Below are 12968 nucleotides of genomic sequence, written 5' to 3'. Positions count from 1 at the left end.
CTGTGATTTATTACGAAATTTGTATAAAATTACTTTTTTTCTTGGATAGAACTTCATCCATACTTTTAATTTATCAATAAATTATGACTACACAATTATACAAATCCAACGAAAGAGGAAAGGCTAATTTCGGTTGGCTGGATGCTAATTTTTCTTTTTCTTTTGGAAATTATTTCAACAAAGATAAGGTTCAATTTGGAATGCTTCGGGTTTTAAATGACGACACGATTGCAGCAGGAATGGGGTTCAGAACTCATCCTCACGAGAATATGGAAATCATCACCATTCCACTTGAAGGCGGATTGAAACACCGTGACAATATGGGGAATGAAGGCATTATTGGCTTTGGTGAAGTTCAGGTTATGAGTGCCGGAACTGGAATTTTACATTCTGAAATGAATGCAAGTGATGAAGAAAGAGCCAAAACGTTACAGCTTTGGGTGTTTCCTGAAACGCAAGATGTTGAACCAAGATATGACCAAAAATCATTTGATTTGGCCAGCAAAATCAATACCTTTGTAACCGTTGTTTCACCAAGAGATAAAAATGACGGAAACGCACTTTGGGTGCATCAGCAGACTTTTTTCAGTCTTGGGATTTTTGAAAGCGGAACATCCGTAAATTACAAGGTCAACATTGCTAAAAATGGCGTTTACCTTTTTCTTATTGAAGGGGAAATTGAAGTTGACAATCAAGTTTTGAACAAAAGAGATGCAATGGGAATTACCGATTTTGAGAATTTTGAAATTACAATAAAACAGCAAGCAAAAATACTTTTAGTAGAAGTACCAATGACACACGAATAATTATGGAGATGCAAACTATGGAAATTAAAGACAATACTTTCTCAAGACAATTTGAGACGCTGGTGGACGGAAAGTTGATTTCGTTGGAATACTCGTTCCAAGAGAAGAAAATTTTCCTAACGCGGTTGAATGTTCCTGAAAATTTTGAAAACGAGGAATTTATTACTGATTTTCTAAAAAACATTATGGCCATTGCCGAAGAACGAAAATTAAAAGTGGTTCCGATTTTACCTAAAATCGCCGCTTTTTTCAGGAAAAACCCAGTTTACAAAGAACTACTTCCTCCGGGAATTAAAATCTAAATCTAATTTCAAAAAGCTTTTACTTGATTGTAAAAGCTTTTTTCTTTTAGGAGAAATTCTTACTTTTACCTAATGCCATCAGAAGAAACCACCCAAAAAGTCATTCATTTTTTTGAAAATATCGAAAAATACTATGGCTCCAAAACCGAAATCACCGAAGCCTTGTGTAGCGAAACCGATAATTTTGATACACAATTAACAACTTGGAATTTATCCGAGTTTACCTTGATCCGTTCGGCTTATCGAAATGCTGGTGCGAGATTCATGATGGAAGGTGAAAAAATGTATTATGAAATTTCGGCCAAAATAATTGTGAATTTCAAACAGCCCGGACGAAATTCATTTGAATTTATCGAACAATATAGTGAGAGCGTTTTTAGGATTACTAAGATTAAGTTTCATTATAAATATTGAGTTTTTTGATTCTCAAAAAGCAATTTCCAAAATACAATTTCCAAATAACAAATAAGCTCCAAAAACAAAAATCCAAACCTTGGCGATATGTAAAGATTTGGAATTTCATCCCGAAACTTCGGGATCAGAGAATTGAAATTTATTTGTTATTTGAAAATTGTATTTTGGAATTTCACGCAAAAGCCTTCAAAAACTCCATCCTTACACTTCCATCTTCATCAATTCTCGTAAGGTTTATTTCGTGTAAAGTATTCACCAATTCAGGATTCCAAGGTGTTTTTACTTTTACGTAGTTTTCTGTAAATCCATGGATATAGCCTTCCTTGTTTTCGCCTTCAAAAAGAACGGTTCGGTTGGTTCCTATTTGGCTTTCATAAAAAGCACGACGTTTTTTAACCGAAAGTCCACGAAGCATCTTGCTCCTTTTGGCTCTAACATTTCCTGGAACTACTCCATCCATTGTGGCAGCTTCTGTATTTTCCCTTTCGGAATACGTAAAAACGTGCAGATAGGAAATATCCAAATCGTTCAAGAAATGATAGGTTTCAAGAAAATGCTCGTCGGTTTCGCCTGGAAATCCAACGATAACATCAACACCAATGCAAGCGTGAGGCATCACTTCTCTGATTTTATTTACCCTTTCGGTATAAACTTCTCGCAAATAACGACGTTTCATTTTCTTCAGAATATCGTTGCTTCCTGATTGTAGTGGAATATGAAAATGTGGTACAAATGTTCGGCTTTTTGAAACGAATTCGATGGTTTCGTTTTTCAGTAAATTGGGTTCGATTGAAGAAATTCTCAAACGTTCAATTCCTTCTACTTCATCCAGTTTCTGAACAAGCTCGTAGAAAGTATGCTCGTGTTTTTTATTTCCGAATTCGCCTTTTCCGTAATCGCCAATGTTGACACCGGTTAAGACAATCTCCTTTATATTTTGTTGTGAGATTTCCTTTGCATTTTGCAATACATTTTCTAGAGTATCACTTCTGGAAATCCCACGTGCTAACGGAATTGTGCAATAGGTACATTTATAATCACAACCATCTTGCACTTTCAAAAACGCTCTGGTTCTGTCGCCAATGGAATAACTTCCTACATAAAAATCGGCTTCCGAAATTTCGCAGGAATGAACTTCGCCCATATCATTCTTGGACAAATCGTTGATGTAATCGGTAATTTTGAATTTTTCAGTAGCTCCCAAAACCAAATCCACTCCGTCAACCGCAGCCAATTCTTCCGGTTTTAGTTGTGCATAACACCCAACAGCGGCAACAAAAGCTTTATCGTTCAACTTCATTGCTTTTTTTACTACTTGCTTGAATTGCTTGTCGGCATTTTCGGTAACCGAACAGGTATTGATGACATAAATATCAGCAACTTCCTCAAAATCAACACGATCAAAACCTTCGTCTTGAAAATTTCTGGCAATTGTAGAGGTTTCAGAAAAATTCAGCTTGCACCCCAAAGTATAAAAAGCGACTTTCTTTTTGTTTTCCATAATAAAGCTTAATTAATGAAATCGTTGTCAAAAAATTAAGGTTGCAAATTTACATACAATTTTTAAGATAGAAAATGAATCTTGGTTTTAAATACAATCCGCTGAAGTATTGACATTAAACAAATTACACTTTCGTGGAAGTTTTGCTATTTATGTTTATGCCAAACGGGAAAGATACTCGTAAAAGGAAACATCTTTGTCGATTTCCATTTTTCTAAAAATTCTTTCCTTTCGTTTTCGGCAGGCTTCCTGGGTGATATTGAAAATGGTACCGATTTCTTTGAGACTCAAATTCATATACACATAACAAATAAATCGGGTGTCATTGGAAGACAGATTCGGATGTTTTTCTTTTAAAGCGGATAACAAACCTTGGTTAACCTCTTCAAAATGAACAATAAAAGTATCCCATTCTGCATCGGTTTTCAAATGATCCTTCAAGGTCTTGATGTGGGTTTTTAGTTTTATATTTTGCGAAACTTCTGGAAGTCCTGACAATGAATCAACGATTTCTTCAATCATTTCATTTCTTCCGGAAAGATATAAGGCTCTTGCCGAAAGCTTCCTGTTTTTCTGTTCAATTTCATTTTTCAAGGTTTCCTGCTCCAGAAGCGCTTCGTTTTCTATTTCCTTTACGTGTTTTTCTAAAAGAAGATTCTCGTTCTTTTCCTTCTCCAATTCAAGTGCTATGATTTTTTGTTCCCTTTCGGCTATGATTTTCTTCTGCTCTTGTTTGATCGACCTGTTTCTGTATGTTCTATAAACGCCAAAAAGCAAAACCACAAAAATCAGGATTGCTGCAATAAATATTTTCCTTTCGAGATTTGATTTCTCTAATTGGGAATTTAAATCGTTTTTGTAATTCTGGATTTCAAATCTAACCTTATTGGTTTCATAGAGTTTGGCATTGTTTATTTTGGCTAATGAATCTCTAATTTTAAGTACCTCATTCTTTGATTCAAAGGCATTCTTAAAATCATTAATTTCAACATATGCTTCAGAAAGAGAATCATATAAATCTAACCTTCGTTCTAATTCTTTGGTGTCTTTGAGTGCTAATTTTATATAGAATATGGATTTTTCATAATTTTTTTCAACCCAATAAACATGTGCCATTTTAAAAAGTATTGAAGCCTTGTTTTCTTTGTCGCTGTCATTTTTAGTTTTCGCATACAGTTCTACTAATTTTTGTTTTGCCTGATCCAGTTTTCCTTCAAAAATTAGACATTCAGCAAATGTAATTTCTGCAGCTATAACGTATTTTTGATTATTTTTATCTTCTCTAAGTATCGTTAAGGCTTCTTCAATATATACTTTTCCTTCTTTATATTTTTTTACGCTGTTTTCGGTCTTTGCTAAATTAATAGCATATAGAGCTACTTTTATAGAATTGCCTTCTTGTTTTGCAATGTGATATGCCTTTAAATAATACTCCTTGGCTTTTGCAAAGTTTCTTTCCATTGCATATAGCACTGCAATATTGTTTAGCACAACCATTTCCCGAGTTGGATCAAGGTGCTTTATCGCAACCGTGTAGGCATCCAAATAATGATTCAGTGCTTCAACATATTCTGACAAATTCACATAGATAATCCCCATGCTATTTTTAGTTTCGAATAGCTCTACGTAATAACCATTTTTTTCGGCAATCAGTTCCGTTTTTGTAAAATATTCTAAAGCGACTGAATAATTTCCTCTATCCATAGCAACATAGCCTGAATCAAGTGTTTTTTTACATTGATCAAGTGTTTGTCCTACCACAGTCAAATTAGAGATTAGACAAAAAAACAGGGTGAAAAATAACGATTTTATATTCATAATTATTTTTACTTGTCCATAAATACAAAATCCTCAAACATTCATCTTTATAAATGTTTGAAAAATTTCTAAATATTTTATTTCACAAATACGAAGCTAATCTATAACATAAATTTTAAAAAAACGTATATTAAATTATCCTTTAACAATAGAAAATTATATGGTTTAAAAGATTGACTTATAAACTTTTCATTTCTATTTCCATTTTATATTAACTTTACGAGATAATTTTTGTCCAAAAATATATTGAATGAAAAAACTCATTTGTTTTATCTCCCTTCTTGCACTTTTTAGTTCTTGTTCTGATTCCAAAAAAGAAAATCAAGATCATTTGGTTTTTCGTTACAATGAAGATGGAAACATTACCTCTCTTGATCCTGCATTTTCTAAAATTCAAACCAATATTTGGGCTTGCAATCATCTTTTTAACGGGTTGGTTCAATTGGACGACAGCCTGAATGTCAAGCCGGATTTGGCAAAATCATGGAAAATTTCTGAAGATGGAACAACTTATACCTTCATTTTAAGGAATGATGTTTATTTTCATAAAAGCGTCTATTTTGGAAAAGACAGCACCAGAACTGCAAATGCCAACGATTTTGAATATAGTTTTAATCGATTATTAGACGAAAAAATAGCCTCTCCCGGAAGATGGATTTTGCAGAATGTTGAAAAATTTTCAGCTTTAAATGATACTGTTTTCGAAATAAAACTGATAAAACCGTTTCCTGCTTTTTTAGGATTATTGACCATGAAATATGCTTCGGTTGTTCCGAAAGAGGTTGTTGAAGCTAAAGAAAATGATTTCCGGTCAAGTCCAATTGGAACTGGTCCTTTCCAGTTTAAACTTTGGGAAGAAAATGTGAAATTGGTCCTACGCAAAAATCCACTCTATTTTGAAAAAGATGAAGACGGAAATCAATTGCCTTATCTAGAAGCTGTTGCAATTACATTTTTACCAGATAAGCAAAGTGGGTTTCTGCAATTTGTTCAAGGAAAATTGGATTTTATTTCAGGATTGGATCCTTCCTATAAAGATGAAATTTTGACACAAAAAGGCGATTTGCAGGAGAAGTATAAAAACGATGTCAACTTGATAACTGGACCTTATTTGAACACCGAATATTTAGGTTTCAGGATGGATGGAAATGACAAAACGGTTCAGGACAAACGTATTCGCCAAGCGATGAATTATGGTTTTGACAGAGCAAAAATGATTATGTATTTGCGAAACGGCATGGGAACTCCAGCTACAAGCGGTATGATTCCGAATGGCTTGCCGAGTTTCAACAATTTCAAAGGGTATGATTATGATGTTGAAAAGGCGAAAAGCCTAGTTCAGTCTTACAAGAAAGCTACTGGAAACAAAAATCCGCAGGTTTTTTTGAGCACCAATCCTTCCTATATTGATATTGCAGAATTTTTACAGCGGGAATGGCAGAAAATTGGCTTGGATGTTCAGGTGGACATCAATCCGCCATCGACATTGAAACAGGCAATTTCTACGGGAAAAGTTTCGTTTTTTAGAGGAAGTTGGATTGCCGATTATCCGGATGGGGAGAATTATCTGTCGCTTTTTTACAGCAAGAACTTTGCTCCAAACGGTCCTGATTATACGCATTTTAAAAATGAGGAATTCGATAGATTATATGAACAGGCATTCAAGGAAACGGATGTTGCAAAACGATATGCGTTGTATCAGAAAATGGATGCTTTAGTGATGGAAGAAGCTCCTGTGATTCCTTTGTTTTATGACAAGGTTGCTCGTTTTACAAGAAAAAATGTGAACGGTTTAGGGATAAATCCGTTGAATATGTTGGATTTGAGACGCGTGAAGAAAGACAAAGAATAGCGACAATATTGGTCCCGAGCGATTCTAAAGTTCAAAGGGATTTTCCTCTAGCCCTGATGTTAGGGAAAAGCCTTTGTTGGCGGGGTTCGCCAACAAAGCTTTGGAAAGACAGCAGGAAAATGGATTACAAATACAAAAATGTGATTCGCTCCTTAACGAAACATAAAAGGGATTAATTTTCTTTGGCTTGTTGGTTTTATGGTAATTTTTAGTAAATTAGTCTTCTCAAAAAATTAAAATATTTCAGAAAAAATGAAAGATAAAATCATTATTGCCTGTTTGCTTTTTATGTCGAGCTTTTTTATGAATGCTCAAGGAAAAGTTCAGGTTAGAACGCTACCAAAAGAAGGAACCGAGTTTTTGGCGACACATTTTAAGGACCAGAAAATAAAGAGCATCTTTAAGGTTCCGGTGGACAAAAAACATAAATATGAAGTTACTTTAGAGAATGGAACCGAAATTGAACTTACCGACAGGGGAAGATGGCAGGAGGTTGAAGGAAACAATAATCCTGTTCCGTACAGCTATTTGAAACCAGCAACGGTTACGTATATAAAAACAAACTACGGAAACCGCAAGGTTGTTGAAGTAGAGAATGGTCCGAGGTTTATTTTTGTAAAACTAGACGATGGAGTGAAATTGCAGTTTGAAGCGGAAGGGAAATTCAATAGAATTTATACGGAGGATTAAAACCGGATTTCATAAAAATATAAAAGGCTGTTTCTTTGTTGAAACAGCCTTTTTTAATTATTCTTTTCTCCACTTTTTAGTTTCTTCGAAAACGTGTTCTAGGATTCGGCTTTCCTTTTCATCGAATTCAACGTTTCGTCTTAGCATTACTAATCGTGCGGTTTCAAAGGCTTTTTTTGTGATGTAGGTTGTGAATCCTGAGGCTCCTCCCCAAGAGAAACTTGGAACGAAGTTGCGAGGAAATCCGCTTCCGAAAATATTTGAGCTTACTCCTACTACCGTTCCGGTGTTGAACATCGTGTTGATGCCACATTTGCTATGGTCGCCCATCATCAAACCGCAGAATTGAAGGCCGGTTTTAGCAAAACCTTCGGTTTCGTAGCTCCACAATTTCACTTCCTCATAGTTGTTTTTCAGGTTCGAATTGTTACTGTCGGCTCCGATATTGCACCATTCTCCTAAAACTGAATTTCCAAGAAATCCATCGTGTCCTTTGTTGGAATATCCAAAAAGAACTGAATTGCTTACCTCTCCTCCAATAACTGAATGAGGCCCAACGGTTGTGGCTCCATAGACTTTTGTAGCAAGTTTTACTCTTCCTGATTCGCATAAAGCAAAAGGACCTCGGATTACGGAACCTTCCATGATTTCGGCATTTTTACCGATATAGATTGGACCTGTTGAAGCATTCAAGGTTACGAATTCAAGCTTTGCTCCTTCTTCTATGAAAATATTTTCTGGTGCTATTACGTTTACGGTTTTAGGAATTGGCTGTGATTTTCTGTCTTCGGTCAATAATTCAAAATCTTCTCGAAGTGCGGCATCATTCTTTTGAAAAATATCCCAAGTGTGTTCGATTGTGATGCAATCGTCGTTGTATTCTATAACATCATAGGTATCGAAATCTACTTCTTCTTGTGAATCTTGCGTGAAAAAAGCGATTACTTCTTCTCCTTTAAAAACAGCTTGATTGGGTTCTAGATTTGAAACCAATTCGGCTAAAACGTCATTTGGCAAGAAAGAAGCATTGATCATTACATTTTCTTCCAACTCTACCATTGGAAATTTTTCAGACAAATATTCTTCTGTCAAACTTGTAGTGGTTGAACCCAGATATTTTTCCCACTTTTCACGGATGGTTAAAATCCCGACACGAATATCGGCAACTGGACGCGTGAAAGTAAATGGAAGTAAGGCGTTTCTAACCGTTCCGTCAAAAAGTATATAGTTCATTTTAGAAGTTTAAAATTTAACGTTCAAAGTTACAAAGTTTTGGGCAGGATAAAAATAAAAAAAAGCCCTCCAAACTGGAAGGCTTTCTATATTGTAAAACGGTTAAATAATTACTTAACGTGTTTTGCGTATTTAGTTTTGAACTTGTCAATACGTCCTGCAGTATCGATAAGTTTAGATTTACCTGTGTAAAAAGGGTGAGAAGTTCTAGAAATCTCCATTTTTACAACTGGATATTCTACACCTTCGTGTACGATTGTTTCTTTAGTATCAGCAGTAGATTTTGTAATAAAAACCTCTTCGTTTGACATGTCTTTAAACGCTACTAATCTGTAATTCTCTGGGTGAATTCCTTTTTTCATCTTAAATCTCTTTTTATTTGTTGGTTATAATTCGCTTTGAAGCTTTTCTTTTTTGACCGAAAAGGTATAAACTCCTTATAACTTTTTGTTTTTACTTTATTATTTTGAGTTTGCAAATTTACAATTATTTTTCAATAAACAAATCTTTAGCTTCTTTTTTTTAAAAGATTATCTCAAATGATTTTCTACTATGTAAATGCGGAATTAGTATATTTGTAGATTATTTTGAAAATACTTCAATGACAGACATTATTAAAAAAACGGGATTCAGCATCGGCCTAATCTTAGGAGTCCTTCTAATCCTACTTTCCAGTTATATTTATTTTCTAGATCTCGCCTTGCTGACAAATGTTTGGGCTGGTGTTTCTACATTAGCCTTGACTGTTATATTCGGAATCATTTCGATTGTAGTTGTCAAAGGAAAACTAGATGGATTCATTACTTTCAAGGAGGCTTTCTCAGGATATTTTATTACAATTCTAACAGGAAGCCTAATATCGTGCTTTTACCTGATTCTACTTTATAACTTCTTCCTTTCAGCCGAAACAAAAGAAGCCATTATTATAGCAATGCGTGATTTTGACGTCAGTTTATTGGAGCAAAACCTGATGCCTCAAGAAAATATTGACAAAACTTTAGAAGTCTATAAAACCTTCAACCCGTTTTCTATTTCAACTGTTTTAACCTCTTTCATCAAATACCTTTTAAGAGATTGCCTTATCGGATTTTTAGTCGCCTTAATTTTTAGGAATAAGAGAACATTATAATATGAATCTATCCATAGTAATACCACTTCTAAATGAAGAAGAATCGTTGCAGGAACTCCATAATTGGATTGTTTCGGTAATGAAAACAAATAATTACACCTATGAAGTTATTTTTATTGATGACGGAAGTACTGATAATTCATGGCAAATAATAGAACGTCTTTCATCTGAAAATCCAAGTGTAAAAGGTGTTCGCTTCCTAAAAAACTTCGGGAAATCTCAAGCTTTACACGCTGGTTTTGCTCGTGCAAAAGGCGATGTTGTCATCACAATGGATGCCGATTTGCAGGACAATCCTGAAGAAATTCCAGAATTGTACAATATGATCATCAACCAGAAATTCGATTTGGTTTCCGGTTGGAAAAAGAAACGCTATGATTCGGTTTTTGCAAAAAATCTACCTTCAAAATTATTCAATTGGGCAGCTAGAAAAACATCTGATGTTGAACTGAATGACTTCAACTGCGGATTAAAAGCTTACAAAAATATTGTCGTGAAAAACATCGAAGTTTCCGGCGAAATGCACCGTTATATTCCTGTTTTGGCAAAAAATGCAGGTTTCGGAAAAATAGGCGAGAAAGTTGTGAAGCATCAAGCCCGAAAATACGGTGAAACCAAATTCGGAATGGATCGTTTCATCAATGGTTTCTTGGATTTAATCACGATTTGGTTCCTTTCAAGATTCGGAAAAAGACCAATGCACCTGTTTGGAGCTTTAGGCTCTGGAATGTTCATCATCGGCTTTTTTGCCGCATTGTTTATAGGTGTCAATAAATTAATTCGTTTATACAACGATTATCCTACAATGAAAGTAACGGAGAATCCTTGGTTTTTTATATCTTTAACTACTATGGTTTTAGGAACCCAACTATTCTTGGCGGGATTCCTAGGCGAAATCATTTTAAAGACCAAAAGCAATGAAGGACGATATAAGATATCAAAAGAAGTAAATTTATAAATCAATTTTAATACAAGTGGATTTAGACATTATTAAAAATAAAATTTACGAAATTAGAGGTCAAAAAGTAATGCTTGATTTTGATTTGGCCTTGTTATATCAAACTGAAACAAGAATTTTAAAACAGTCGGTGCGAAGAAATAGTAATAGATTTCCAAGTGATTTTATGTTTCAATTATCAGAAGCAGAAATCAACCAAATGGTATCACAATCTGTGATACCCTCAAAAAGTAATTTGGGTGGAGCTTTTCCTTTTGCTTTTACAGAACAAGGAGTAGCAATGCTTTCAAGTGTTTTGAACAGCAACAAAGCTATTGAAATTAACATTTCAATAATTAGGGCTTTTGTGACTATCAGACAATTTACATTAACTTACAATGAATTAAAGGGAAGAATTGAAGAAATAGAAAATCAGTTTCCTGATATTTACAAAGCATTAAATTATTTGGTAGATAAAGATGCCAATAAGAATAATGATACGGATAGAACAAAAATCGGATATAAAAAATAAGATTTATAATCGTTTAAAATTTATTAGAAATGCACATCGAAAAACACATTTTAGACCAAGTAAACGAATGGCTTACGCCAACATTTGATAACGACACACAGGAGAAAATCAAGGAAATGATGACTTCCTCTCCAAAAGAATTAGAGGAAAGTTTTTATAAGAATCTTGAATTCGGAACTGGCGGAATGCGTGGTGTAATGGGGGTTGGAACAAACCGCATCAACAAATATACGTTAGGAAAAAACACGCAAGGACTTTCTAATTATATGCACCAAGTCTTTCCTGGAAAGAAATTGAAGGTGGTAATTGCTTACGATTGTCGCCACAACAGCAATTCATTAGCAAAAGTGGTTGCCGATGTTTTTTCTGCAAATGACATCCAGGTGTACTTATTTTCAGACTTACGTCCTACTCCAGAATTGTCTTTTGCCTTGAAACATTTAGGTTGTCAGGCAGGAATCGTACTTACTGCCTCACATAATCCACCAGAATACAACGGTTATAAAGTGTATTGGGAAGATGGCGGACAATTGGTTCCACCTCAAGATGGCGAAATCATCAAGCTTATCGAAGATTTGAAATACGATGAAATCAGGTTTCAAGCCAATGAAAATCTAATCAAATATATCGATAAGGAAATTGATGATGCCTTCGTAAAATCATCCATCGAAAATGCAAGTTTTGATACTTCGGCTTCCGCCAAAGACAATCTGAACATCGTTTTCACTTCCTTACATGGAACTTCTATAAAATCTGTACCGCAAACTTTGGAACAAGCAGGTTATAAAAACGTGCATATCGTTCCGGAACAAGCAGAGCCAAATGGCGATTTCCCAACGGTTAAATCTCCAAATCCTGAAGAACCGGAAGCTTTAACGATGGCTTTGGCTTTGGCCGATAAATTAAATGCTGATATCGTTATTGGAACCGATCCTGATTGCGACAGATTAGGTGTTGCCGTTAGAAACAATGAAGGAAAAATGACGTTGCTAAACGGAAATCAGACAATGGTTTTGATGACCGCTTTTTTATTGGAACAATGGAAAAAACAGGGCAAAATCAACGGGAAACAATTCGTTGGTTCCACAATCGTTTCAACTCCGATGATGCTTGCTTTGGCAGATGGTTATGGTGTTGAATGCAAGGTTGGATTGACAGGTTTTAAATGGATTGCAAAAATGATCAAGGATTTTCCTGAATTGCAATTTATTGGAGGTGGCGAGGAAAGCTTCGGGTTTATGGTTGGCGATGCAGTTCGCGACAAGGATGCCGTTGCCGCTACATTATTGATTTGCGAAGTTGCCGCTCAAGCAAAAGCCAATGGAAGTTCTGTTTATAAAGAATTACAAAACCTTTACGTAGATTTTGGATTTTACAAAGAACATTTGGTTTCCTTGACTAAAAAGGGAATTGAAGGTTTGGCCGAAATCGGTCAGATGATGATTGATTTACGCTTGAATCCTTTGAAAGAAATTGCAGGACAACGAGTGGTAATGGTGGAAGATTATAAAAATTCAACCGCCCAAAATCTTTTTACAGGTGAAGTTGAAACAATGAGTATTCCAAAATCGGATGTGTTGATTTACTACACCGAAGACGGATCAAAAATCGCTGCACGACCAAGCGGAACTGAACCAAAGATAAAATTCTATGTGAGTGTGAATGCTCCACTTGACAAAGTTGAAAATTTCAGTAAAGTGGAAGCTGAATTGGATTCTAAAATTAAAAATATAATTGTTGCTTTAGGAGTATAA

The 12968-nt window shown here is 34.9% G+C and carries 13 protein-coding genes; 9 read left to right on the top strand and 4 right to left on the bottom strand.

Annotated features, from left to right (window positions below; all coding sequences use genetic code 11):
- Window positions 1-83: 83 nt before the first annotated feature.
- The 3 genes from J2X31_RS09670 to J2X31_RS09660 all read left to right on the top strand — a co-directional run bounded on the left by J2X31_RS09670 (window position 84) and on the right by J2X31_RS09660 (window position 1522).
- Window positions 84-806: a pirin family protein gene (locus J2X31_RS09670; protein ID WP_310026352.1), complete on the top strand. Its 723-nt coding sequence runs from the start codon at window positions 84-86 to the stop codon at window positions 804-806.
- Window positions 807-823: 17 nt separating this feature from the next.
- The gene (locus tag J2X31_RS09665; RefSeq protein ID WP_310026350.1) at window positions 824-1108 is read left to right on the top strand and encodes a GNAT family N-acetyltransferase; all 285 of its coding nucleotides are present in this window, start codon (window positions 824-826) and stop codon (window positions 1106-1108) included.
- A 72-nt stretch (window positions 1109-1180) separates the two neighbouring features.
- A complete protein-coding gene (locus J2X31_RS09660) occupies window positions 1181-1522 on the top strand; it encodes a hypothetical protein (RefSeq protein ID WP_310026349.1) in 342 nt (113 codons plus the stop codon).
- 172 nt (window positions 1523-1694) lie between these two features.
- On the opposite strand, the gene mtaB is transcribed toward J2X31_RS09660, so the two are convergent.
- Both mtaB and J2X31_RS09650 read right to left on the bottom strand, forming a co-directional pair.
- Entirely contained in the window at window positions 1695-3023 is a 1329-nt protein-coding gene (gene mtaB, locus J2X31_RS09655) for a tRNA (N(6)-L-threonylcarbamoyladenosine(37)-C(2))-methylthiotransferase MtaB (RefSeq protein WP_310026348.1), read from the bottom strand.
- A 156-nt stretch (window positions 3024-3179) separates the two neighbouring features.
- On the bottom strand, window positions 3180-4784 hold the full coding sequence (locus J2X31_RS09650; protein ID WP_310026347.1) for a tetratricopeptide repeat protein: 1605 nt from the start codon (window positions 4782-4784) through the stop codon (window positions 3180-3182).
- A gap of 307 nt (window positions 4785-5091) precedes the next feature.
- Between J2X31_RS09650 and J2X31_RS09645 the strand changes: the two genes are divergently transcribed.
- Together J2X31_RS09645 and J2X31_RS09640 are read left to right on the top strand one after the other, a co-directional pair.
- On the top strand, window positions 5092-6693 hold the full coding sequence (locus J2X31_RS09645; protein WP_310026346.1) for an ABC transporter substrate-binding protein: 1602 nt from the start codon (window positions 5092-5094) through the stop codon (window positions 6691-6693).
- Window positions 6694-6945: 252 nt separating this feature from the next.
- A complete protein-coding gene (locus tag J2X31_RS09640; protein WP_310026345.1) occupies window positions 6946-7383 on the top strand; it encodes a PepSY-like domain-containing protein in 438 nt (145 codons plus the stop codon).
- A gap of 57 nt (window positions 7384-7440) precedes the next feature.
- On the opposite strand, the gene J2X31_RS09635 is transcribed toward J2X31_RS09640, so the two are convergent.
- Window positions 7441-8616: a GlmU family protein gene (locus tag J2X31_RS09635; protein WP_310026344.1), complete on the bottom strand. Its 1176-nt coding sequence runs from the start codon at window positions 8614-8616 to the stop codon at window positions 7441-7443.
- Between the two features lie 110 nt (window positions 8617-8726).
- A complete protein-coding gene (locus J2X31_RS09630) occupies window positions 8727-8978 on the bottom strand; it encodes a type B 50S ribosomal protein L31 (RefSeq protein ID WP_026705204.1) in 252 nt (83 codons plus the stop codon).
- Between the two features lie 239 nt (window positions 8979-9217).
- On the opposite strand from J2X31_RS09630, the gene J2X31_RS09625 reads away from it, so the two are divergent.
- Genes J2X31_RS09625 through J2X31_RS09610 form a run of 4 tightly spaced genes read left to right on the top strand, consistent with a single transcriptional unit; the run spans window position 9218 to window position 12968 of the window.
- The gene (locus J2X31_RS09625) at window positions 9218-9745 is read left to right on the top strand and encodes a DUF4199 domain-containing protein (RefSeq protein ID WP_310026341.1); all 528 of its coding nucleotides are present in this window, start codon (window positions 9218-9220) and stop codon (window positions 9743-9745) included.
- Window position 9746: 1 nt separating this feature from the next.
- Window positions 9747-10703: a glycosyltransferase family 2 protein gene (locus J2X31_RS09620; protein WP_310026339.1), complete on the top strand. Its 957-nt coding sequence runs from the start codon at window positions 9747-9749 to the stop codon at window positions 10701-10703.
- 16 nt (window positions 10704-10719) lie between these two features.
- On the top strand, window positions 10720-11214 hold the full coding sequence (locus J2X31_RS09615) for an ORF6N domain-containing protein (protein WP_310026338.1): 495 nt from the start codon (window positions 10720-10722) through the stop codon (window positions 11212-11214).
- 29 nt (window positions 11215-11243) lie between these two features.
- Window positions 11244-12968: a phospho-sugar mutase gene (locus J2X31_RS09610; RefSeq protein WP_310026337.1), complete on the top strand. Its 1725-nt coding sequence runs from the start codon at window positions 11244-11246 to the stop codon at window positions 12966-12968.

The organism is Flavobacterium arsenatis, from assembly GCF_031456785.1.
Lineage (GTDB): Bacteria > Bacteroidota > Bacteroidia > Flavobacteriales > Flavobacteriaceae > Flavobacterium > Flavobacterium arsenatis.
This window is presented reverse-complemented; position numbering and strand designations above follow the sequence as displayed.